This is a genomic window from Allosphingosinicella sp. (assembly GCF_036570505.1).
Classification (GTDB): Bacteria; Pseudomonadota; Alphaproteobacteria; order Sphingomonadales; family Sphingomonadaceae; genus Allosphingosinicella.
Map to the genome: position 1 here is coordinate 1 of NZ_DATCYB010000127.1, position 23,737 is coordinate 23,737.

Sequence of the window (23,737 nt, forward strand, 5' to 3'; positions counted from 1 at the left end):
GTTGGCGAGCGGGGCGGCCGCGGCGAGGAGGCCGGCTTCGGTGGCGCGATCGAGGTAGAATTGCTGCATCGCTGTCATGGCGCGGCCTTTGGCAAGGGTGGATGAGGAAGAGGGGCGCCGCGTCACCGGCGCCCCCCGCGCGTGATCAGGCGTCCTGGAGATTGACGGCGCTGGCCTTGCCTCGCTGGTCGTTCTCGAGATCGTAGCTGAGGCGCTGGTCCTTGTTGAGCGTGGTCATCCCGGCGCGTTCGACGGCCGAAATGTGCACGAAGGCGTCGTTGCCGCTGCCCTCGGGCTGGATGAAGCCGTAGCCCTTGTCGAGATTGAAGAATTTCACGGTGCCGATCGGCATAGTCTTTTCCTTAGTAGAATTATGGCGAGGCCGAAGTGGCCGTGCCATGCATGCGAAGCATAGAGAGAAGGAAAAGAGGCCGTTAAGCCAAGAGTCCGCCGCCGTGCGACTGTGCTTTCATTATGTGGGAGGTGGAGCCCGATAAAACAAGTGGTGCCAGTGGGAAGACGGAAAGAGGCAATTTCTTCATGCATATTGAGCAAATCTGAGGCGATAATTGTAGACGGGCTTGCCGCCGGGGCCGGGCCAGGACCAGCGGCGCACGACCAGCTCAGCCGCGCCCGGCGTCTCGCCGGACGCGCGGACGATCGCCCCCCGCGATGGGCGAAAACTTACCGTCACCAACACGGGAGCCAGTCGCGCGGAAGCGGGTCGTGTCTTGCGGCAGCTTGTTGCCGTAACCTCTCAGCCGAGTGATCTATCCTTCTTGCTGGAGCGTTAGCCATGGCGTCTTTGCTCGACGGCAGGAACACGGTGCCGCTGACCGACGGCCAAATTCAGAGCGTCGCAAGCACTCTTTTTGGTCTCGATAGAGATGTGCCCTTCATATACCGCGAAGACGGCCCAACGGTCTTTCGCGTGCGCGTAGAGGACGGCCATGAGATCGCGGAGATCGCTTATGGTACGGTCATTTATCCCGGCCCCGGCGTTGCTAACGCTAACTCGCAGCTTGGGATGAAAGGAGCCGTAGCGCACGAGATATGCCACTTCCACCGTCATAGAAATTTGACGGAGCTCGACGACGAGCGGCTTCGCCATATAGATGAAGCTATGACCAGCTTAGAAGCGATTGGGAGATTCCCCCGGGACCTGAGTGATCATGACATGCGCGAGCTTGTTGCGGACGCCCTCCAAAGGCTAAGGATGTTTACGCAGTACTTCTTGGAAACATTCCCTGAAACTTGAATTTACTCCGCCGCCTCTCGCTGACGCATCGAGATGGAACGCCGCTTCTTCTTCGGTGATGCAGCTACGACCTCAGCTCGCGATCCCTGAAGCAGTGGCTTTAGATAATGCCCCGTATATGACCGCGGCTCCTCCGCCACCTGCTCCGGCGTCCCTTCCGCCACGATCTCCCCGCCCTTGTCGCCGCCTTCCGGGCCCAGGTCGATGATCCAGTCGGCCGTCTTGATGACCTCCAGATTGTGTTCGATGACGACTACCGTGTTGCCCTGCTCGACGAGGGCGTGGAGGACTTCGAGGAGCTTGCGCACGTCCTCGAAGTGGAGGCCGGTGGTGGGCTCGTCGAGGATGTAGAGAGTTTGCCCCGTCGCCCGGCGCGACAGTTCCTTGGCGAGCTTGACGCGCTGGGCTTCGCCGCCGCTCAAGGTCGTCGCCTGCTGGCCGACCTTGACGTAGCCGAGGCCGACCTCCTCCAGCATCGCCATCTTGTCGCGGATCGGGGGGACGGCCTTGAAGAATAAGTGCGCGTCCTCGACCGTCATGTCGAGCACGTCGGCGATCGAGCGACCCTTGAACTTCACCTCCAGCGTCTCGCGATTGTAGCGGGCGCCGTGGCAGACGTCGCAGGTGACGTATACGTCGGGGAGGAAGTGCATCTCGATCTTGAGGACGCCGTCGCCCTTGCACGCCTCGCAGCGGCCGCCCTTGACGTTGAAGCTGAAGCGCCCGGGCTTATAGCCGCGCGCGCCGCTCTCCGGGAGCCCCGCGAACCAGTCGCGGATCTGGGTGAAGGCGCCGGTATAGGTGGCCGGGTTGGAGCGCGGGGTGCGGCCGATCGGCGACTGATCGATGTCGATCACCTTGTCGAGATATTGAAGGCCGGTGAGCTTTTCGTGGCGGCCGGCGAGGACGCGGGCGCCGTTCAGCTGGCGCGCGGCTGACGCGTAAAGGGTGTCGACGGTGAAGCTCGACTTGCCCGAGCCCGAGACGCCGGTGATGCAGGTGAAGGTGCCTAGCGGGATGCCGGCGGTGACGTTCTTCAAGTTGTTGGCGGTGGCGCCGTGGATGGTGAGCGTCTTGCCAGTGCCCTTACGGCGCTGGGCGGGGACGGGGACGCTGCGGCGGCCGGTGAGATAATCGGCGGTCAGCGACTTCTCGTTCTTGAGGACGTCTTCGAGCGTGCCTTGCGCCACGACTTCGCCGCCATGGACGCCGGCGCCGGGACCCATGTCGATGACGTGGTCGGCGTGGCGGATGGCGTCCTCGTCATGCTCGACGACGAGGACGGTGTTGCCGAGATCGCGGAGGCGCTTGAGGGTGATCAGCAGGCGGTCGTTGTCGCGCTGGTGGAGGCCGATCGAGGGCTCGTCGAGGACGTAGAGGACGCCCGAGAGGCCGGAGCCGATCTGGCTGGCGAGGCGGATGCGCTGGCTCTCGCCGCCCGACAGGGTGCCGGAGGTGCGGTCGAGATTCAGATAATCGAGGCCGACATTGTTGAGGAAGCCGAGGCGCTCGTTGATCTCCTTGAGGATGGCGCGGGCGATCTCCTGCTGCTGCGGGGTGAGCTTTGCTTCGAGCGTCGAGAACCATGCATAGGCGTGGCGGACGCTGCGGCGGGTGGACATGCTGATGTCCTCGCCGGCGATCTTGACGGCGAGCGGCTCCGAGCGGAGGCGGGCGCCGCCGCAGGTCTCGCAGGGGGCGGAGCTTTGGTATTTGCTGAGCTCTTCGCGCATCCAGGCGGATTCGGTCTGGAGCATGCGGCGGTTGAGATTGCCGATGACACCTTCGAAGGGTTTGCGGACGTCGTAGGTCTTGCGGCCGTCGACGAAGGTCAAGGTGACGGGGCGGCCCTTGGTGCCGTAGAGGATGATGTCGTGCACCTCCTCGGGCAGCGCGTTCCACGGCGTCTCGAGGCTGAAATCGAACTCGCGGGCGAGGGAGCCCAAGACCTGCATGTAATAAGGGCTCGGCGGCTGCGACTTGGCCCAGGGGACGACGGCGCCCTTCTTGATCGAGAGATTCTGGTTGGGGACGACGAGCTCGGGGTCGAACAGCAGCTTCTCGCCAAGGCCGTCGCAGGCGGGGCAGGCGCCCTGCGGAGCGTTGAAGCTGAACAGGCGCGGCTCGATCTCGGCGATGGTGAAGCCGGAGACCGGGCAGGCGAATTTTTCGGAGAAGACGATGCGGCCGGGCGGAGCGTTGTCCTGGAGCACCGAGCGCTCACTCCCCTCCCGCTCGCGGGAGGGGTCGGGGGAGGGAGTGTCCGGAGCCGCGCCATTGGGCGACAGGCCCTCCCCTAGCCCCTCCCGCGAGCGGGAGGGGGATGGATCGGCAGGGTCCATGTAGACGAGGCCTTCGGACAGCTTCAGCGCGGTCTCCAGACTGTCCGCCAGCCGCGTCTCAATGCCCTCACGCACCACCAGGCGATCGACCACCACCTCGATGTCGTGCTTGTATTTCTTGTCGAGCGCGGGGGCGTCCTCCATGTCGTAAAATTGGCCGTCGATGCGGACGCGGGTGAAGCCGGCCTTCTGCCACTCCGCCATTTCCTTCCTATACTCGCCCTTGCGGCCGCGCACGACCGGGGCGAGGAGGTAGAGGCGGGTGCCTTCGGGGAGCGCCATGACGCGGTCGACCATCTGGCTGACGGTCTGGGCGGAGATGGGGAGGCCGGTGGCGGGGCTGTAGGGCACGCCGACCCGCGCCCAGAGCAGGCGCATGTAATCGTAGATCTCGGTGACGGTGGCGACGGTGGAGCGCGGGTTGCGGCTGGTCGTCTTCTGCTCGATCGAGATGGCGGGGGAGAGGCCCTCGATATGGTCGACGTCGGGCTTCTGCATCATCTCCAGGAACTGGCGCGCGTACGCGGAGAGCGACTCCACATAGCGCCGCTGGCCCTCGGCATAGATGGTGTCGAAGGCGAGCGACGACTTGCCGCTGCCCGAGAGCCCGGTGATCACCGTCAGCGTCTCGCGCGGGATGTCGATGTCGACGCTCTTCAGATTATGCTCGCGCGCGCCGCGGACGCTTATGTGGGTCAGCATACGGTAAACCTATGCCTCCGGATGTAAGTCAGCATGGACCAGTTGTTCCAGATTTGTTCTGATTTAGCAAGATCGTCCCGGCCATGGGCGCGACGTCCCGAAAGTGGGTGCGGGACGGACGGATGGCAAGGGAGCTGGGGATCCGCTCGCGGGAAACCCGCTATAGGATTTGGCGGCGCTTGCGGGCAAAGGCCCGCGGATGACCCGCAGCCTCGTCCAGCTTTTCGCCGGGCTCTTCCTCTTCGGCTTCTCGACGGCGCTGATGCTGCGCGCCGATCTTGGGCTCAACCCGTGGGACGTGTTCCACCAGGGCCTGTTCGAGCAGGTCGGCGGCAGCTTCGGCACGGTGGTGATCGGGGTTGGCGCGGCGGTGATGCTACTCTGGATACCGCTCCGCCAGCGGCCCGGCTTCGGGACCATCGCCAACATGTTCGTGATCGGCATTGCCGCCGATCTCAGCCTGGCCCTGCTCCCCGAGCCGGAGAGCCTGCCGGTGCGGGCGGCGTGGCTGGTGGGCGGCATCGTCCTCAACGGCATCGCCGGCGGCGCCTATATCGGCGCCGCGCTCGGCCCCGGCCCGCGCGACGGCCTGATGACCGGCCTCGCCGCCCGCACCGGTTGGCCGCTCCGGCGCGTGCGGACGGGCATCGAGGTCGCGGTGCTGGCCGTCGGCGTGGTGCTCGGCGGCACGATCGGGCTCGGCACCGTCCTCTACGCGGTGGCGATCGGGCCGCTGGTTCACTTCTTCCTGGATCGTCTCACCGTCGAGAAGCGTCTCCGCACCGCCAACGATCCCGGCTGAAGCGACGGTTGCCAATATTGCAGCTTGGGTTCATTGAGCGGCGCATGCTTTCTCAACGGACGCGGTATACAATCCGGGCGCTCCTTCACCTCGCCGACCGCTATGGGGAGGGACCGGTGCAGCTTGCGGAGATTGCCGAAGCGCAGAAGATCCCGCCCAAATTCCTGACGGTGATGCTGTCGCAGATGAGCCGGGATGGCCTGATCGGGAGCCGGCGGGGGCGCGACGGCGGATACTGGCTGGCGCGGCCGCCGGCGGAGATCAGCTATGGCGAGGTCGTGCGGCTGACGCGCGGGTCGCTGGGGCTGCTGCCCTGTGCGAGCCGGTTCGCCTACGAGAAGTGCAAGAACTGCATCAGCGAGGAGCAATGCCGGCTCCACCGGGTGATGCTGATGGTCCGCGACGAGACCGCGCGCATTCTCGACGGTCTCAGCCTCGCCGATCCGATCCCCGAGGAAGAACTGGTCAACCCCTAACCGTCATTGCGAGGAGCAAAGCGACGAAGCAATCCATTTACGCTCCAGCCTGGCTGGATTGCTTCGCTTTGCTCGCAATGACTGGAACCCGCTAGATCAGGATCCGGAACAGCGCGCCGCCGGCCTCGCTGGTGGTGAGGTCGATCGAGCCGCGGTGGGCGAGGACGATCTGGCGGGCGAGGCTGAGGCCGACGCCGGTGCCCTTCTCCTTGGTCGTGAAGAAGGGAAGGAAGATGTCGTGGCGCAGCGTCTCGGGGACGCCGGAGCCGTTGTCGGCGATCTCGATCTGGACGCGGCGGCTCTTGGTCTGGGCGAAGGAGAGCGATACCGATGGAGCGTCGCTGTGCGCCCTGGCCGCCTCGGCCGCGTTGCGCATCAGGTTGATCAGCACTTGCGCCAAGAGGTCGGGATCGGCGTCGATGGCGAGGTCGTCACGCGAGACGTCGAGCTCGAAGGTGACGCCCGCGCCCGCGTCGCCGGCGCGGAATAGCGCCTCCAGCTCGCGGGCCCAGGGCAGCACCTCGTAGACGCGACGACGCACTTCCGGGGTGCGGCTGATCTGACGGTAGCTTTCGACGAAGTGCATCACCCCGTCTGCCCGTCGTGCCAGCGTCTCGACCGCGGCCCGCGCGTCAGCGATGTCTCGATTGTCGCCCTTGTCCACCTCGGCCATCAGGCCGGCGGCGGTCTGGGCGAGCGACGTGACGGGCGTCATGCTGTTCATGATTTCGTGGGTGAGGACGCGGACCAGGTCGCTTTGCGCCGCTATCTCGACGGCGTTGAGCTCGCCCTGGATCGGCTGGACCGCAACAACGCGGATGCGGCTGCCGAGCCGGTGCACCAGGGCGGCGCTGACCATCGCCGTCTGGGGGACGCTGTCGAGTGTTAGGGGAACCAGCCGCGGCCGCCCGACCGACGCGTCGGTGAGGCTTTTGGCGAAGGCGTCGCCATATTCGGCGAAATCCTCGATGCGGACCCCGGTATGCCGGACCAGCAGCCGTCGCGCCGCCTTGTTGGCAAGCTCGACCTTGCCCTCGGCGTCGATGGTGAGAAGGGCGGTCGGAGCGTCGTCGAGCACCGCCTCGAAGAAGCGGGTGTCGTCGCTGAGGCGATGGCGCTCGTCGCGGAGGCGCCGCATGCCCTGTTCCAGCGCCTCGCCGAATTCGCTGAAGCCGCTGCCTTCGTGGCGATGGGTGAAATTCTGGGAGAGATCGCCGAAGCGTACCGCATCGACGAAGCGCGCCAGCTCGACATTGGTGCGCTGGATGAAACGCCAAAGGCCGGCGATAGCGCCGACGCAGAGCAGGCCGGCGAGCAGCCGCGCCGCGCCGAGACCTTCGAGGCTGAGCGACCAGACGAACAGGAACGCCGCCAGCAGCAGCAGCGCCACCCGCCACATCAGCCCGAGGATGAAGCGGCGCTTAAAGCCCATCGAGTGTTCCCCGGCGAAAGCCTGGGCCCGGTTTCCTGCCGCCCGCTGGACCCCGGCCTTCGCGGGGCAACGCGCCCGGTAGCGCGCTACAGCCCATGCTTGTCCATGCGGCGGTAGAGCGAGGCGCGGGTGAGGCCGAGCTCGGCGGCGGCGAGCGAGATGTTGTAGGCGTGCTTCTTCAAGGCGGCCTCGACCATGTGACGCTCGGCGCGTTCGAGATTGAGGTCGCTGCCGCCGGTCGTGGACGGCGGCGTCGAAGGTCTGGGTGCGCCGGTCCGCGACAGCGAGAAATCCTCGACCGTGAAGGCCTCGTCGCCGGCGAGGATCACCGCCCGCTCGGCGGCATGGCGCAGCGCGCGGACGTTGCCGGGCCAGTCATAGCCCTCGAGCGCCATCGCCACGTCGTTCGGAAGCGCGCGCTCGGGCTTTCCGTATTTCTTCGAATAAAGCGCCACGAAATGGTCGACGAGGAGCAGGATGTCCTCGCGCCGCTCCCGCAGCGGGGGCAACTCGATCTCGACGGTGTTGAGCCGGAAGAGGAGGTCCTGCCGGAACAGGCTTTCGTCGGCGAGACGCTCCGGCGGCAGGTTGGTGGCGGCGATGACGCGAATGTCGATCGACACCGGCTTGTTGGACCCGACCGGGATCACCTGCCTCTGCTCCAGCGCCGTCAGCAGCTTGGGCTGGAGGTGGAGCGGCAGATTGCCGACCTCGTCGAGAAATAGTGTCCCGCCGTCGGCCGCCTGGAGCCGACCGATGCGGTCCCCGCGCGCATCCGTGAACGCGCCCTTCACGTGGCCGAACAGTTCGGATTCGAAGAGGTTCTCGGCGACCGCGCCCAAATCGACCGAAACCATCACCCCGTCGGCCCGGCGCGAGTGGTTGTGAAGCTCGCGCGCGACCAGCTCCTTGCCGGTGCCGTTTTCGCCGAGGATCAGGACATTGGCCTCGGTCGGGGCGGCGCGTTCGATGAGGGAAAAGACGCGGGCGATGGACGGCGAACGCCCAAGCAGCGGAGTCTCGCCGCCGGAGACCGGCGCCGAGATGGCAACGGCGCGCTTGCGCTCGGTGCTGGCCGCCTCGCGCGAATTGCGCAGTGCCGCGGCGGTGCGCACCGTCGCCAGCAGCCGCTCGTTCGACCAGGGCTTGGAGACGAAATCGGTGGCGCCGCGCTTCATCGCCTCGACCGCGATCTGGACGCCGCCATGGGCGGTGATCATCACCACCACGGCCTCGGGGTCGCGCTTCAGTATTTCGCCGAGCCAGTGGAAGCCCTCGGCGGCGTTGGTCGCGCCGCGGCCGAAATTGGCGTCGAGCAGGATGACGTCGGGCAGCCCTTCATGCATCGCCGCCAGCGCTTCGTCGGGCGACTGGAAGGCGGCGACCTCCTCGAACAGGTCGCGCAGCAGCAGCCGCGCGGACAGCAATATGTCCGGATCGTCGTCGACGACGATGCATCGCGCGAATGTCGGTCCCCGCTTCACGGCCCCTACTCCTAAACCCTGTTCCGTCGTGAACAATCAATTTCCGTGCCAGCCTGTCCGCCGGCGGACGCCGTCGTCCGGAAACGGACAGCACAAGGGCTGCCGGATGGAACCTGAAGATGCCGGAAAAGGCGGATTTCCGGGCCTTATGCGACTTGGCACGGCCGATGCTGGAGTGAGCAAAGGATAGCTTTTGTCGGGGAGACATGAAATGACCAACACCCGTACTATCGCCGGCGCAGCCGCCTGGGCGATGATCTCGATGACGCTGGCCTTTACCGCCCTCCAGCCCGTCGAGGCGGCCGGCACCTGCCCGGCGGCGAGCGTGATGGTCGCGAAGGTCTGCACGAACCTCGCCACCGGCGCGGTCTCGACCGATTGCAAGCCGTCGCTGGCCTGATCGGGTCTTGTCCGGAGGCGAACAGTCGTTGTCCGGAATCGGACAGCCGGTGCGTCTCGCTCGGCCTGCCGCGCGCGCTTATCGGTGCGCCCGCTTCTGGCACGGCCTTTGCGTTGGATGGGTGGGAGGTTCCCCTTAATGAGTGTGATTAGGATGAAGGCGTCGGACGACGAGGCAAAGCCGCTGAGCGGCGGCGGGATGGATCGCGTCGTTGAGAGAAGGGGTCTGTCGAAGCCGATAAAGCTCGGCATCGGCGGCGCCCTGCTGCTCATCGCCGCCACCGGCTTCTACACGATGGCGCCCAGCGCCGACACCCAGACCATCGCCGCCGACCGCGTGACCGTCTCGACGGTCGAGCGCGGTACCTTCGATGACTTCCTTCCCTTGCGCGCCCGGGTGACGCCGCTGGTCAGCGTCTACCTCGACGCCGTCGAAGGGGGTCGTGTCGAGGAGGTGCTCGTCGAGGATGGTTCCATGGTTCAGAAGGGGCAGCTCCTCGCCGTCCTCTCCAATTCCGATCTCCAGCTCAGCCTGCTCGCCCGCCAGACCGAGGTGTCGCGCGAGGTGAACTCGATGCGCAGCCAGGAACTCGCGCTCGCGCAGACGCAGATGCAGGACAAACGTGCGGTCATCGAAGCGGAACTCGCCGCCGACAAGGCGAAGCGCCAGTATGATCTGCAGAAGCCCTTGTTCGAGAAGGGGTTCGTCGCCGGCAAGGTCTTCCGGGACACTCGCGACGAATATCTCGCGGCGGAGAAGCGGGCGGAGGTACTTCGCCAGGGCCAGGCCGTGAACCAGCGGCTGCAGACGAGCCAGCTCGCCCAGTTGCGCGCGTCGAACGCGTCGCTCAGCGGCAGCCTGGACATCGCACGCGCCACGCTCGACGCGCTCAACCTTCGCGCGCCGGTTTCCGGCCAGCTCACCGCCTTTTCGATCCAGGTCGGCCAGTCGATGAGCCAGGGAGAGCGGCTCGGCCAGATCGACACCGAGGGCAACAAGCTGGTCGCCCAGGTCGACGAATTCTATCTCGGCCGCGTCGAGCCGGGGCAGACGGCGACCGCAGAATGGGGCGGCAAGACCTACAATCTGAAGGTCGCGAAAATCTATCCGCAGGTGCGGAACGGCACCTTCGAGGTGGACTTCCACTTCGTCGGCCCGGCGCCGGCGGACGTGCAGCGTGGCCAGACATTGCAGACCAAGCTGACGCTCGGCGATCCGGCGCCCGCTTTGCTCATCCCCAACGGCGCCTTCTACAACGAGACCGGCGGCAGCTGGGTGTTCGTGGTGACGCCCGACGGCGACGAGGCGGTGAAGCGCCCCGTCCGCCTCGGCCGCCGCAATTCCGATTACATCGAAGTTCTCGAAGGGCTGGAGCCCGGAGAGAAGGTCCTCACCTCACCCTACACCGGTTTTGCCGACAAGGATCGGCTCGACCTCGAAGCTGAATAAGAAGGAGCTGGTCTAATGCTGAGCATGCGCGATCTGACGCGGGTCTACCGCACCGACACCGTCGAAACGACGGCCCTCGACGGCATCAACCTCGAGATCGAGGACGGCGAGTTCGTCGCGGTGATGGGCCCGTCGGGCTGCGGCAAGTCGACCCTGCTCAACGTCATCGGCATGCTCGATAGCCCGTCGAGCGGCTCCTACGTCTTCAACGGCCAGGAAGTGGCCGGCCTTCCCGAGGCGAAGCTGGCCGATTGTCGCAAGAAGAATCTCGGCTTCATCTTCCAGAGCTTCAACCTCGTCGACGAACTGTCGGTCCGTGAGAATGTCGAGCTGGCGCTGCTGTATCACGACGTCCCCGCCAGCGAGCGCAAGCGCCGCGCCGACGAGGTGATGGACAAGGTCGGCATCGGCCACCGCGCCAGGCACCGGCCGAGCCAGCTTTCCGGCGGTCAGCAGCAGCGTGTCGCCGTCGCCCGCGCGCTCATCGCCGAGCCGAAATTGATCCTGGCGGACGAGCCGACCGGCAACCTCGACACCCATCATGGCGAGGAAGTGATGAAGATGCTCCAGGCCCTGAATTCGGAAGGCTCGACCATCGTCATGGTCACCCACTCGCCGGGCCATGCCGATTATGCCGGCCGCGTCGTCAACATGCTCGACGGCCGCATCCTGCAGGAGCGGCGCCGGGCCGCGTAAACTTTCCCCTCCGCCCTGGCGGCGGAGGGGTCCGGGGTGAGGACGGGTAGGGTCATGGCACCCGTCCTCATTCGCGCCCGCCGAGGCGGGCTTGGGAGGAGATGGTCGCGATGTGGCGGAATTACCTGACGGTCGGCATCCGGGCCCTGGCGAAGAACAAGACCTACGCCTTCATCAACATCTTCGGGCTCGCCATCGGCATGGCGGCGTGCCTGATGATCCTCCTCTACGTCCGCTACGAGATGAGCTACGATAAGTGGATCCCGGACTCGGAGCGGGTCTACCAGATCCAGAGCTGGTACAAGTCGAGCGAGACGGGCGAGGAAGCCCAGCTCCAGATGACTCCTTATGCGTCGGGCGCGGCGCTCGCGAAGGATTTCCCCCAGGTCGAGAGCCAGGTCTACCTGTTCAACAACAACCCGGTCTTCCTGAAGGACGGGGAAGCGACCTCCAGCGAGGACTTCCTCTTCACCGACGGCAATTTCCTGGCGACGGTGCCGCTGCCGCTCGTGCGCGGCGACGCGGACGCGCTCGGGCAGGTCAATACCGCAGTGCTGACCGAAAGCGAGGCGCGCAAGCAATTCGGGACCGACGACGTCGTCGGCCAGACGCTGACGATGATCACCCGCGGCATCACCCGCGACTTCCGCATCACCGGAATCCTGAAGGATCTGCCGAAGAACACGCATTTCAAGACCACCGGCATCGCCCGGCTCGACTATGCCGGCTATAATTTCGACACGCCCGACGTGCTCACCTGCTGGGGCTGCCAGAACGGCCATGTCTATGTGAAGCTGCGGCCCGGCGCCGATCCACAGGCGATCGAGGCGGGCTTCCCGGCCTGGGAAAAGCGCAACATCCCGGACCAGAATGCGGGCGAGGCGAAGTTCAACGCCGGCGACGACCAGGACTGGCATATCGTCAACGTGGCCGACGTGCACCTCGGCAAGGCGCAAGCCGGCGCGATGTCGGTCGGTAACGACCGGACGACGATCATCACCTTCGCGGTGATCGCGCTGCTGATCCTCGGCATGGCGGTGGTCAACTTCACCAATCTCGCCACCGCCCGCGCCAGCCAGCGCGCCCGCGAAGTGGCGCTGAGAAAGGTGCTCGGCGCGACCCGGCGGCAGCTGATCATGCAGTTCATCGGCGAGTCGATCATCGTTTCGGTGGTGGCGATGCTGATCGCGCTGGCGATGGTGGAGCTCGCCATCCGGCCCTTCGCCGCCTTCCTCGATGCGGACCTTTCCGTCTCCTATTTCGGAGCGGACGGCATCCTCCTTCCGGTGCTGCTGCTGGTGGTGATCGTGGGCGTGTTCGGTGGCCTCTATCCGGCCTTCTTCCTGTCCCGCTTCCAGCCCGCCTCGGTGTTGAAGGCGAACAAGTCCTCGGCCGAGACTCCCGGCACCGGCCACCTGCGCAACGCGCTGGTGATCGCCCAGTTCGCGGTGTCGATCGGCCTCATCATCTGCACGGCCATCATCTACGGCCAGACCGTCTACGCCCGCACCGTCGACCCCGGCTACAACCGCGACAACATCCTCCAGGTCGAGGAGCTTTCCCGCTACCAATTGCTCGACAAGACCGAGATGATCGCCGAACGGGCGAAGCGGGTGCCGGGCGTGCTTGCGGCTGGCCGCACCACCATCGGCGTCGCCACCGACAATAACAACAATACCGGCTTCATGGTCCCCGGCAATCCGGAGCCAATCACCATCGGCACCTACCAGGTCGACGAGGGCTTCATGGACGCCATGGGACTCACCCTCGCCGCCGGCCGCTGGTTCCAGGAAGGGCGGCCGATGGACGACATGACCCTGCCCTATCCGCCCGAAGATGAGTCCCAGCGGGCGATGGCCCAGCGCGGCGGGAATATCGTCGTCAACGAGCTCGCGACGCAGCGGCTGGGGTTCAAGAACCCGGCGGATGCGGTTGGCAAGACGTTGAAGGCGGCGCTGGTCGACAATGAGATCGGCCTCGTGCCGGTCACGATTATCGGCGTGGTGAAGGATTCCCGCTTCCGCTCGGTGAAGCTGCCGCTCGACCCGATCATGTTCTCCAACTGGAACCAGGGCCACACGCATCTGATCGTCCGCTACAATGGCGATCCGACGGCGGTCCGCGCCGGCATCGAGCGGATGTGGAAGGGGATCACCACCGACGTCCCGTTCAACGCCGAGTATAGCGACGACGTTATCGGCGAGCTTTATGAAGCCGAGGACGCCCGCGCCCAGACCTTCGCGGCTTTTGCCCTGCTGGCGGTGATCGTCGCCTGCCTCGGCCTGTTCGGCCTCGCCGCCTTCACCGCCGAGCGCCGGACTAAGGAGATCGGCATCCGCAAGGTGATGGGCGCCCGCAGCCGCGACATCGTGCGGCTGCTCGCCTGGCAATTCTCCAAGCCCGTCATCATAGCCAACCTCATCGCCTGGCCGGTCGCCTGGTGGGCGATGCGGGATTGGCTCAACAGCTTCGACGCGCGCATCGACCTCGGGCCCGGCCCCTTCGTGCTGGCGGCGGTACTCGCCCTCGCCATCGCCATCGGCACCATCGCCGGCCACGCCCTCAAGGTGGCGCGCTCCAACCCCATCAACGCCCTTCGCTACGAATAGGAAGAGAAGAGATATGTGGCGCAATTATCTGACGGTCGGTTTCCGGGCTCTCGCCAAGAACAGGACCTATGCCTTCATCAACATTTTCGGTCTGGCCATCGGCCTCGCCGCCTGCCTGATGATCCTCCTCTACGTCCGCTACGAGACGAGCTACGATCAGGCACTCCGGGGGGCCGATCGGGCCTATCAATTCCAGCTCTATTATCAGAGCGAGGAGACCGGCGACGAGATGAACCTCCAAATGGCGCCCTATGTCAGCAAGGCCGCGCTCGTGAAGGATTTCCCTCAGATCGAGAATGCCGTCTATTCCCTTGGCACCGCGCCCGTTCTGCTGCGGGACGGGGAAGCCACCGCGACGGAAAATGTCCACCTCGTGGACGGCAATTTGTTCGCTATCCTGAAATTCCCGTTCATTCTTGGTGACCGGGAAAGCGCGCTCGACCAGGTCGGTTCGGTCGTCCTCGCCGAAAGCGAAGCGCGAAAGCTGTTCGGATCCGCGAACCCGCTGGGCCAGACGCTGACGCTCGTAAGCCGCGGCACCCAAACCGACTATCGCGTGACCGGCGTGCTCGCCGACCCGCCGAAGAATTCGCACTTCGAGGCGACGATGGTCGCCCGCTTCGATCCGGCCACCTATTTCACCGACACTCCCGATTTCCTGACGAGCTGGGGCTGGCAATCCGGCTGGGTTTACGTGTCGCTGAAGCCCGGGGCCGACGCGGCGGCGATCAATGATCAGTTCCAGGCCTGGGAGAAGCGCAACATCCCGGACGAGAATTTCGGCGCGCAGACCTTCAACCAGGGCGACGAGTCAGATTACGCCCTGGTCAATATCCGCGATGTCCATCTGGGTGAGGCGCAGGTTGGAGCGATGACCCCCGGCAACGACCGGAGTACCATCGTTACCTTCGGGATCATCGCCGCCTTGATCCTCGCCATGGCGTGCGTCAACTTCACCAATCTCGCCACCGCTCGCGCCAGCCAACGCGCTCGTGAGGTGGCATTGAGGAAGGTCCTTGGCGCCAACCGGCGTCAGCTCGTTATCCAGTTCCTCGGCGAATCCGTCCTAGTAGCGGCTATGGCGATGCTGCTCGCTCTCGCCTTCACCGAACTGGCGCTGCCCTTCTTCGCCAGCTTCCTCGATGCCGATCTCATGCTCAACTATGTCGGCGAAGGCGGGCTGCTGCTGCCGATCGTGGCGCTCATTGTCCTGGTCGGCGCGGCGGGCGGCCTCTATCCCGCCTTCTACCTCTCCCGGTTCCAGCCGGCGCAGGTGCTCAAAGCGAACAAGTCCTCGGCCGAAGCACAAGGCTCGGGACGGTTGCGGAACGCGCTGGTGGTCGCGCAATTTGCGGTTTCGATCGGCCTTATCGTCTGCACGGCGGTCGTCTATGCCCAGACTACCTACGCCCGCACCGCCGATCCCGGATACAAGCGCGAGGGCCTGATCCAGATCGAGAATATCGGTCGCCGCGAAATGTATCCGGTGCTCGATACGCTGAAGCGGGAGATCGCGGCCGTCGACGGCGTCACGTCCGTCGGCATGACCGACATCGGCATTGCCACGGGCAACAATCAAGAAACCAACATATATCTGCCCGGCGCCGAGGCGGTCGGCCTCGACGTCTACAATGTGGATGCCGGATTCTTCGAAACGATGGGAATAGGACGTCTTGCCGGCCGGCTGTTCGACCCGAACCGTCCCGCCGACGACATAACCACCCCTTACCCCGAGAATCCGGCGGCCGAGCGAGCGCTGGTCGCGCGCGGCGCCAATGTCGTCATCAACGAGCTCGCCGCGCGGCGACTGGGCTTCCGCTCGCCCGAGGAAGCGATCGGCAAGCATGTCGAGCGGTCCTGGGAAGACGATTATGGCGGGGTTCTGCCGATCACCATTATCGGCGTCGTCGAGGATTCGCGCTTCCGCTCGATCCGGCAGCCGGTCGATCCGATCATGTTCTTCCATAGCCGGTTCGGCCAGAACTGGCTGCTCGTCCGATACAGTTCGACGGACCCCGGCGCCATGCGCCGCCGGGTCGAGGCGGTGTGGAAGGATATCGCGCCGGACGTGCCGTTCGAGGCGGAGTTCAGCGAGCAGATCGTCGGTGAGCTCTATGAGACCGAAGCGGCCCGGGCGCAGACCTTCGCTGCCTTCGCCCTGCTCGCCGTCGTCGTCGCCTGTCTCGGCCTTTTCGGCCTCGCGGCGTTCACCGCCGAGCGCCGGACGAAGGAGATCGGCGTCCGCAAGGTGATGGGCGCCCGCTCGCGCGACATCGTGCGCCTTCTCGCCTGGCAATTCTCCAAGCCGGTGATCGTCGCCAACCTCATCGCGTGGCCGGTCGCCTGGTGGGTGATGCGCGACTGGCTCAACACCTTCGATGCCCGGATCGGACTGGGGCCGACGCCGTTCGTGCTGGCGGGCTTCCTCGCGCTTGCCATCGCCATCGGCACCATCGCGGGCCACGCCCTCAAGGTCGCCCGCGCCAACCCCATCCACGCGCTGCGTTACGAATGAGGCTGCAGTTCAAGCCAAGGAGAGAGAAATAGATGCGGGATATCGCAACACCGCCGATCGACAGCGCGCACATGGCGGCGCGAGAGCTGGCCGATGAGAGCCGGACGGCCCGGCCCGGCAAGAATACACTTCGCAAGATAGGCTTCGCCTTTTGGACCGTGGCGATACTGCTAATGTCCACAGTGAGTGCACCGGCCACCGCGCGTAACGCGACGTCGCTGCCGTGGAGCGCTGCCCCATCAACGGTCATCGTGACGGAGAGCAAGACTTTTCGCAGCGGCGACGCAACGCTTAGTGGAACGCTATATCTGCCTGATGGCGGGCAGGCATTGGGCGCCGTGGTGGTCACGCACTCCGCCTCGAAGCCGCTGCGCGACGCGTTGCTCTACCAGCACCTGACGGAAATGCTGCCGCCGCTCGGTATCGCGGTGCTAACGTATGACCGGCGCGGCAGCGGGCAATCGGGTGGAAGCCTGAAGGATAGCGATTATGCGATGCTCGCCGATGATGCGATTGCGGCGGTGCAGATGCTCAAGGCCGATGCGCGGATAGACCCCAAACGAATTGGCATCTGGGGGCTGAGCCAAGGCGGCTGGCTGTCGCTGCTCGCGGCCGCGCGCAATTCCGACGTACGCTTCGTCGTCTCGATCTCCGCACCAGTGGTGACACCCGACGTGCAGATGATGTTCCGGTCTGAAAACGCCATGCGCATCAACGGTTATCCCGAGGCCGAGATCGAGCAAATGCGCGCGACGCGCAAGGCGGTCGACGACTATATGCGTGGAACCGGCGACCGCGCGGCGGCGCAGGCGCTTGTCGACGCGATCAAGACCAAGCCGTGGTTCGATCTGCTCTATATGGGTGAGACCGTGGGTGACCGGGCGACATCGCGGTGGCGCAAGGAGATCGAGTACGACCCGCTGCCGACGCTCGACGAGGTCAAGGTGCCGGCGCTGATCCTGTTTGGTGCTAACGATCCAGTGGTGCCGGTGGCGACCTCGGTCGCGCGGATCAACGCCCGGCGCCATCCAAGCCTTACGGTGCGCGTGATCGCGGGCGCGGACCACCATATGGCAACCTCCATGACCCCAAAAGCGCAGATGGATCCTGCCCAGACGAAGCGGGTCCGGCCTGAAGCGCCCGAGTATTTCGCGATACTGACGAGCTGGTTGACCGGCCAGGATGTGGCGCGCGTGCGCCATCGATCGAATGCGCGGCCAGGCACGTATCGGTGACATGACGATCGTGTACCTTCGATCGCATCGCGCTCGGCCCAACGCCGTTCTTGGTGGCCGGCGCTATCGCCCTCGCCGTTGGCACGATCGCCGGCCACGCCTTCAAGGCCGCCCGCCTGAACTCCGTCCACGCGCTGCGTTACGAATAGGAGAGAGCCCATGTGGCGTAACTATCTGACGGTGGGCTTCCGGGCTCTCACCAAGAGCCGCACCTATGCGTTCATCAACATCTTCGGTCTGGCGCTGGGCCTCGCGGCGTGCCTGCTGCTCCTGCTCTACGTCCGCTACGAGACGTCCTACGACCGCTGGCTGCCGGAGGCGGAGCGCGTCTATCAGGTGCAGAGCATCCACACCGATCCGGAGACGGGCGAGGTGGCGATCCAGCAGCCCAGCCATGGCATCATCACCGAGTCGCTGGCCAAGGATTTCCCGCAGATCGAGGCGATCGCGCGCGCCGACACGACGCAGGCGGTGTTCGTCGAAAATGGCGAGCCGACCTATGTCGACATCTGGCTCGCCGATGCGGACCTCTTCAAGATCCTGCAGCTTCCCTTCCTTCGCGGCAATCCGGAGACGGCCCTCGACAGCGCCGAGAACCTGATATTGAGCCGCAAGGAGGCGGTGCGGCGTTTCGGCGGCATCGACGTCGTCGGCCGCACGATCACCACCATCCGCGCGGGCGAAAAGAGCGAGTTGCGCGTCACCGGCGTGTTCGAGGACGTTCCCCGCAACAGCCATCTGGAGCTGAACGCGGTCGGCCGCATCACCGATCGGGACAAGGAGGGCTGCGGCTGGGGCTGCGTCAACGGCTTCGTCTATCTGAAGCTCAGGCCCGGCGCCTCGGCCGATGCGATCAACAGCCAGCTCGCGGCATGGGAGACGCGTAACATCCCGACCAGCACGATCGGCGGCGTCACCGTCAGCGAGGGCAAGGAGTTCGACTGGCGGCTGGTGAACGTCAGGGACGTGCACCTGAGCGGGGCCGAAGGCCCGCTGGAGCGGCCGGGAAACGACCGAACGACCCTCATCACCTTCGCCGTCGTGGCGCTGCTCATCCTCGGCATGGCGGCCGTCAATTTCATCAATCTGGCGACTGCCAGGGCGAGCCAGCGCGCCCGCGAAGTGGCGCTGCGGAAGGTGCTGGGGGCAAGGCGCCGACAGCTCGTGGCCCAGTTCCTCGGCGAATCGATGCTGCTCACCAGTATCGCCATGCTGATCGCGCTGGCGCTGGTCGAGCTCAGCCTTCCCTGGCTGTCCAGCTTCCTCAACACCGATCTCAGGCTCGATTATCTCGGCGAGGGCGGCGTCATCGGGCCGCTTATCGTTCTGCTGCTCGTCGTCGGCCTGGCGGGCGGGCTTTATCCGGCCTTCTACCTCTCCCGCTTCCAGCCGGCCACGGTGCTGAAGGCGAACACGTCCTCTACCGATCCCCAGGGGAGCGGGCGGTTCAGGAACATCCTGGTGGTTGCCCAGTTCGCCGTCTCGATCGGCCTCATCATCTGCACGGCGATCGTCTATGCCCAGACCCAGTTCGCCCAGACCATCGATCCGGGCTTTCGCCGCGAGGGCCTGATCCAGGTCGGCAATCTCAATCGCGCCGCCATGATTCCGGTCGCGGAGACGCTGATCCGCGAAGCCGCCAAGGTCGATGGCGTGGTAAGCGCCGCCGCCACCAACATTACGCCGGCGACCGGAACCACGCTCAACACCCGCGTCCAGGTTCCGGGCCGGACCATCCCCGTCACCATCGGATTCTACAGCGTCCACCCCGATTTCTTCGAGACGATGGGCGTCCGCCTGCTCGCCGGGCGCGTCCTGTCGCGGGACCATGCCAGGGACAATGCCTGGACGCCGTACGAACCCGAGGAGGCGGTCGAGCCGGCGCGCAAGGCGCTCGTCCAGCGCGGGATCAACATGGTCGTCAACGAGCTGGCGGCGGAGCAGATGGGCTTTTCGAATCCGGCCGAGGCCATCGGCAAGCAGGTCCGCCTCAACCAGTTCGGCCTGGAGATCGGCATGCTGCCCGCCACTATTGTCGGGGTCGTCGAGAACAGCCGTTTCCGTTCCCTTCGCGAACCGGTGGAGGCGATGATGTTCTACGACCGGGGCATCTATTGGAACCTCATCGTGCGCTATGATTCTCGCGATCCCGAAGCGGTTCGCCAGAAGATCGGCGACATCTGGAAGCGGCTCGCGCCGGACGTGCCCTATGAGGGCGAATTCGCCGACCAGCAGCTCGCCGAGCTTTACACGACCGACCGCGCGCGCGGCCAGACGTTCGCCGTCTTCGCGCTGCTCGCCATCGTCATCGCCTGCCTGGGCCTGTTCGGCCTCGCCGCCTTCACCGCCGAGCGGCGGACGAAGGAGATAGGCATCCGCAAGGTGTTCGGCGCGCGTGTGAAGGACATCGTCCAGTTGCTCGCCTGGCAATTCTCCAAGCCCGTGATCCTGGCGAACCTCATCGCCTGGCCGGTCGCCTGGTGGCTGATGCGGGACTGGCTGAACGGCTTCGACGCCCGCATCGACCTGGGGCTGGCGCCCTTCCTGGTGGCGGGCGTGCTGGCGCTCGCGATCGCCGTCGGCACGATCAGCGGCCACGCCGTCAAGGTCGCCCGCGCCAATCCGATCAACGCGCTTCGATACGAATAGAAAGCCGATCCATGACCGCACTCGTCTGGGCCGCCGCCGCTCTCGCCATCACCGGGATGATCAGCTTCGCGGCCTTGAAGGGCTGGCGCGGCTGGCTCGACCTCAAACGCTACGAGATCGCCGCCGACCGCTCGACTCCGGAAGCCGATCCGACGCCCGGCGTCCGCATCGAGATGGCCGACATCAAGGAACGCCTCCGCAAGCTCGAAGCGATCGCCACCGGCGTCGACCCCTGAGGCGCGGCCTCAGTCGACGTGCGGACGTAGGTTGGTCGGATCGCTCGCCGGAAAGCTTTCGTCGGACGCCTCGTCGACCTCGTCCCAGGTCCGCGGCGGGTCGCGCATCGCCTCCGTGCCGGCGGAGCGGATGTTGCCGCTGTCTCCCAAGGGTCCGGGCGGAACTCCGTGCTTCAGCGCCGGGGCGTGCCGTTCGGCTTGGTCGCGTCGCCGGAAAAAGCGGGTTGCGGCATAACCCGCCCCGGCCGCCAGAGCGGCACCGAGCCCGGTGACGAGGGCGGTCTTCCTATCCCATCGGGTCATGTCAGGCGGTCTCCACGGCGATAGGCCTGGCGGGCGGCAGGCCTTCGCTTGTCGCCTTACGCATCAGCGCCTGCTTGCGCGCCGCCATCCGCTCGCCCAAGGCCTCGAGGTCGACGTCGGTGGCACGGGCCTGCTGGAAGATGTTGCCGCGTTCCTTCTCCTCTTCCTTGATGTGATGCTCGATCTCTTCCTGGAGCACCTTCACCTTGGCGTCGTAAAAGTCGTCGTCGGGCTCGGCCGCCTCGATATCGTTGATGAGGAGCTTGGCGCTGTCATGCTCGACGATCGCCTCGTCGAGATCGGCGTCGTCGATCTTGCCGCGCAGCGCAGGGTAGAAAATCTCCTCCTCCAGCATGGTGTGGATCTTGAGCTCGGTGCAGATCTCGTGCGCGAGCTTTTCCTTCGTTCCGTCGCCCGACGCCTTCTCGAACTTCGCGAAAAGCCCCTCCACCTTGCGGTGGTCGTCGATGAGCAGATGGGTTGCGTCCTGCTTGTTTTCACTGGCCATTTGTGCCTCCTGATTTCGCTGTGGGAACATTCGGAGCGAGCGGCCGGTTCCGTGTCGCCGGGATTGGAGGAAAGGAAAAAGTGGCGGAAACCGAAACCCTTTCTCCGGTCCTGGACGAGGACATCGAGAAGGCGACCCTTCGATTGCTGGAGAAAGCGTGCGCGCGCGAATTGACGCTCGCCACCGCGGAAAGCTGCACCGGCGGTATGCTCGCGTCGCTGCTGACCGACGTCGAGGGCTGCGCCCATGTCTTCGAGCGGGGCTTCGTGACCTATACCGACGAGTCGAAGGCGGAGATGCTCGGCATCCCGCTCGACCTGATCAAGCAGGAGGGCGCGGTATCCAGGGCCGTGGCGATCGCCATGGCGGAGGCCGCCCTCGAACGGTCGAAGGCCCATGTGGCTCTTTCTGTCACCGGTTATGCCGACACGGGCGAGGAACCCGGCCTCGTCCATTTGGCCTGTGCGCGGCAAGGGCGGGTCACCGCCCATCGCGAGGCGCATTTTGGTCCGGTCGGAAGAGGTGCTACGCGCGTCAAATCGCTGCGGGTCGCGGTCGAGATGATGACGGAGATGCTCTGAATGGCGAAAAAGCCCCCGTTCGAGGCGATCCACCGCCACGGCTTCGTCCGCGCCGCCGCCGCCACGCCGACCGCCTCGTCGGGCGATGTATCGTTCAACGTGGCGCAGGCGATCGCGCAGGCGAAGGAGGCGCACAAGCGGGGCGTCGACCTGGTCGTCTTCCCGGAGCTCAACCTCTCCTCTTACGCGGTCGACGACCTGCACCTGCAGGAGGCGTTCCTAGATGCGGTCGAGCAGGGCATCGGCGCCGTCTGCGAAGCGACCGCCAAGCTGTCGCCGGTCCTCGTCGTCGGCGCCCCCGTGCGGCGTAACGGCCGTCTCTACAATTGCGGCATCGTCGTCTCGCGCGGTCGCATCCTCGGTGTCGTGCCGAAGAGCTTCCTTCCCAATTACCGCGAATATTATGAGAAGCGCTGGTTCGCCTCAGGTGTCGGTCTTTCCGGTTTGGACGTGGCGCTGGCCGGTCAGTCGGCGCCCTTCGGCACCGACCTGATCTTCGCCGGCAGCGACCTTCCGGACTTCGTCTTCCATGTCGAGATTTGCGAGGATTATTGGGCGCCCCGGCCGCCCTCCACGGTGGGCGCGCTGGCCGGAGCCCTGATCTTGTGCAACCTCTCGGCTTCCAACATCACCATCGGCAAGGCCGATGAGCGCAAGCTCCTCTCCGCCGCCCAGTCGGCGCGCTGCTGCGCCGCCTATGTCTTCGCGGCGTCCGGCCCCGGCGAGAGCACCACGGACCTCGCCTGGGACGGGCAAGGGTCGATCTACGAGCTCGGCGAGCTGCTGGCGGAGTCCGGCCGCTTCGACCTGGAACCCGAGCTTTGCGTCGCCGATCTCGACGTGCAGCGCCTCCGTCTGGAACGGATGCGGATGGGGACGTTCAACGACAATGCCGCGGCGATGGGGCATCCGGAGCTGGCGTTCCGTCGCGTCGCATTCGAGCACAAGCCCGCCTTCAAGGACATCGACTTCGAGCGCCGCATCCGCCGCTTCCCTTATGTGCCGAACCGCCCAGAGCAGCTCGATCATGATTGCTACGAGGCGTTCAACATCCAGGTGCAGGGCCTCGCCAAGCGGTTCACGGCCACGCCGGGAAAGCACCTCGTCATCGGGGTGTCGGGCGGGCTCGATTCCACCCATGCGCTGATCGTGGCGGCCAAGGCCTGCGATTTCCTGGGCCTGCCGCGATCGACCGTGCTCGGCTTCACCATGCCCGGCTTCGCCACCGGCGAGACGACCAGGAGTAACGCCTGGAAGCTGATGAAGGCGCTGGGCGTCACCGGCGAGGAGATCGATATCCGCCCCGCCGCGCGACAGATGCTGGGCGACATGGGCCATCCGTTCGCCAGGGGCGAGCCGGTTTACGACGTCACCTTCGAGAATGTGCAGGCGGGGCTACGCACCGACTATCTCTTCCGCCTCGCCAACCAGCGCGACGGCTTCGTCATCGGCACCGGCGACTTGTCGGAGCTGGCTCTTGGGTGGTGCACCTATGGCGTCGGCGACCATATGAGCCATTATGGCGTCAACGCGGGCGTGCCCAAGACGCTGATCCAGTATCTGATCCGCTGGTGCGTGAAATCCGGCCAGTTCGACGCGGCGACGAACAAGATCCTCACCGCCATCCTCGCCACTAGGATTTCGCCGGAGCTGGTGCCGGCCGATGCTGAGGAGGGGATGCAGAGCACGGAGGACCGGATCGGCCCCTATGAGCTGCACGATTTCTTCCTCTTCCACACGCTCCGGGGAGGCCAGCCGCCGTCGAAAGTCGCCTTCCTGGCCTGGCAGGCCTGGCACGACGCTTCGCGCGGTCCGTGGCCGATCGACTATCCCGAAACTTTGAAGCGCGCCTACGACCTGCCCACCATCCGCCAATGGTTGGAGGTCTTCCTTTTCCGCTTCTTCCAGACAAGCCAGTTCAAGCGTTCGGCCCTTCCCAACGCCCCCAAGGTATCGATGGGCGGCAGCCTCAGCCCCCGCGGCGACTGGCGCGCGCCCTCGGACGGCGTGGCGACGCCGTGGCTGGACGAGCTCAAGGCGGCGCTGGACGAATAAGGCGT

At 65.5% G+C, this 23,737-nt stretch carries 20 protein-coding genes; 13 read left to right on the top strand and 7 right to left on the bottom strand.

Features of this window, described 5'->3' with window-relative positions:
- Positions 1-145: 145 nt before the first annotated feature.
- Both VIR62_RS15740 and VIR62_RS15745 read right to left on the bottom strand, forming a co-directional pair.
- The gene (locus VIR62_RS15740; RefSeq protein WP_431872828.1) at positions 146-352 is read right to left on the bottom strand and encodes a cold-shock protein; all 207 of its coding nucleotides are present in this window, start codon (positions 350-352) and stop codon (positions 146-148) included.
- A gap of 186 nt (positions 353-538) precedes the next feature.
- The gene (locus VIR62_RS15745) at positions 539-694 is read right to left on the bottom strand and encodes a hypothetical protein (RefSeq protein ID WP_431872829.1); all 156 of its coding nucleotides are present in this window, start codon (positions 692-694) and stop codon (positions 539-541) included.
- 102 nt (positions 695-796) lie between these two features.
- On the opposite strand from VIR62_RS15745, the gene VIR62_RS15750 reads away from it, so the two are divergent.
- Positions 797-1,258 carry a hypothetical protein gene (locus tag VIR62_RS15750; protein WP_431872830.1) on the top strand — a complete coding sequence of 154 codons (462 nt, stop codon included), beginning with the start codon at positions 797-799 and terminating at the stop codon, positions 1,256-1,258.
- 2 nt (positions 1,259-1,260) lie between these two features.
- Here VIR62_RS15750 and uvrA read toward each other — a convergent pair whose 3' ends face one another.
- Positions 1,261-4,302, bottom strand: a complete 3,042-nt coding sequence (gene uvrA / locus VIR62_RS15755) for an excinuclease ABC subunit UvrA (RefSeq protein ID WP_431872831.1) — start codon at positions 4,300-4,302, stop codon at positions 1,261-1,263.
- 199 nt (positions 4,303-4,501) lie between these two features.
- Between uvrA and VIR62_RS15760 the strand changes: the two genes are divergently transcribed.
- Both VIR62_RS15760 and VIR62_RS15765 read left to right on the top strand, forming a co-directional pair.
- Complete coding sequence (locus tag VIR62_RS15760) at positions 4,502-5,104, top strand: YczE/YyaS/YitT family protein (protein ID WP_431872833.1); 603 nt, start codon at positions 4,502-4,504, stop codon at positions 5,102-5,104.
- Positions 5,105-5,148: 44 nt separating this feature from the next.
- Complete coding sequence (locus VIR62_RS15765; RefSeq protein ID WP_431872835.1) at positions 5,149-5,580, top strand: RrF2 family transcriptional regulator; 432 nt, start codon at positions 5,149-5,151, stop codon at positions 5,578-5,580.
- 91 nt (positions 5,581-5,671) lie between these two features.
- Here the strand turns inward: VIR62_RS15765 and VIR62_RS15770 are convergent, their stop codons facing one another.
- A complete protein-coding gene (locus tag VIR62_RS15770) occupies positions 5,672-7,012 on the bottom strand; it encodes a sensor histidine kinase (protein ID WP_431872837.1) in 1,341 nt (446 codons plus the stop codon).
- 86 nt (positions 7,013-7,098) lie between these two features.
- Complete coding sequence (locus tag VIR62_RS15775) at positions 7,099-8,496, bottom strand: sigma-54-dependent transcriptional regulator (RefSeq protein ID WP_431872839.1); 1,398 nt, start codon at positions 8,494-8,496, stop codon at positions 7,099-7,101.
- 211 nt (positions 8,497-8,707) lie between these two features.
- Here VIR62_RS15775 and VIR62_RS15780 point away from each other — a divergent pair, with 211 nt between their 5' ends.
- The 8 genes from VIR62_RS15780 (at position 8,708) to VIR62_RS15815 (ending at position 20,285) form a co-directional block, all read left to right on the top strand.
- Positions 8,708-8,896: a hypothetical protein gene (locus VIR62_RS15780; protein WP_431872841.1), complete on the top strand. Its 189-nt coding sequence runs from the start codon at positions 8,708-8,710 to the stop codon at positions 8,894-8,896.
- Positions 8,897-9,034: 138 nt separating this feature from the next.
- Positions 9,035-10,345 (top strand): efflux RND transporter periplasmic adaptor subunit, encoded by a 1,311-nt coding sequence (locus VIR62_RS15785; RefSeq protein ID WP_431872842.1) that lies wholly within the window; start codon positions 9,035-9,037, stop codon positions 10,343-10,345.
- A 15-nt stretch (positions 10,346-10,360) separates the two neighbouring features.
- Positions 10,361-11,041 (top strand): ABC transporter ATP-binding protein, encoded by a 681-nt coding sequence (locus VIR62_RS15790; RefSeq protein WP_431872844.1) that lies wholly within the window; start codon positions 10,361-10,363, stop codon positions 11,039-11,041.
- Between the two features lie 110 nt (positions 11,042-11,151).
- The gene (locus VIR62_RS15795; RefSeq protein ID WP_431872845.1) at positions 11,152-13,650 is read left to right on the top strand and encodes an ABC transporter permease; all 2,499 of its coding nucleotides are present in this window, start codon (positions 11,152-11,154) and stop codon (positions 13,648-13,650) included.
- A 13-nt stretch (positions 13,651-13,663) separates the two neighbouring features.
- Entirely contained in the window at positions 13,664-16,165 is a 2,502-nt protein-coding gene (locus tag VIR62_RS15800; RefSeq protein ID WP_431872847.1) for an ABC transporter permease, read from the top strand.
- Between the two features lie 32 nt (positions 16,166-16,197).
- The gene (locus VIR62_RS15805) at positions 16,198-17,400 is read left to right on the top strand and encodes an alpha/beta hydrolase family protein (RefSeq protein WP_431872848.1); all 1,203 of its coding nucleotides are present in this window, start codon (positions 16,198-16,200) and stop codon (positions 17,398-17,400) included.
- A gap of 159 nt (positions 17,401-17,559) precedes the next feature.
- Positions 17,560-20,049, top strand: a complete 2,490-nt coding sequence (locus VIR62_RS15810; protein WP_431872850.1) for an ABC transporter permease — start codon at positions 17,560-17,562, stop codon at positions 20,047-20,049.
- Between the two features lie 11 nt (positions 20,050-20,060).
- On the top strand, positions 20,061-20,285 hold the full coding sequence (locus VIR62_RS15815; RefSeq protein WP_431872852.1) for a hypothetical protein: 225 nt from the start codon (positions 20,061-20,063) through the stop codon (positions 20,283-20,285).
- A 9-nt stretch (positions 20,286-20,294) separates the two neighbouring features.
- Here VIR62_RS15815 and VIR62_RS15820 read toward each other — a convergent pair whose 3' ends face one another.
- Both VIR62_RS15820 and VIR62_RS15825 read right to left on the bottom strand, forming a co-directional pair.
- Positions 20,295-20,588, bottom strand: coding sequence for a hypothetical protein (locus tag VIR62_RS15820; protein WP_431872853.1), 294 nt, complete (start codon positions 20,586-20,588; stop codon positions 20,295-20,297).
- Between the two features lies 1 nt (position 20,589).
- Positions 20,590-21,096: a hemerythrin domain-containing protein gene (locus VIR62_RS15825; protein WP_431872855.1), complete on the bottom strand. Its 507-nt coding sequence runs from the start codon at positions 21,094-21,096 to the stop codon at positions 20,590-20,592.
- Between the two features lie 80 nt (positions 21,097-21,176).
- Between VIR62_RS15825 and VIR62_RS15830 the strand changes: the two genes are divergently transcribed.
- A complete protein-coding gene (locus VIR62_RS15830; RefSeq protein WP_431872856.1) occupies positions 21,177-21,677 on the top strand; it encodes a CinA family protein in 501 nt (166 codons plus the stop codon).
- A complete protein-coding gene (locus tag VIR62_RS15835) occupies positions 21,678-23,732 on the top strand; it encodes an NAD(+) synthase (protein WP_431872858.1) in 2,055 nt (684 codons plus the stop codon).
- Positions 23,733-23,737: the final 5 nt, after the last annotated feature.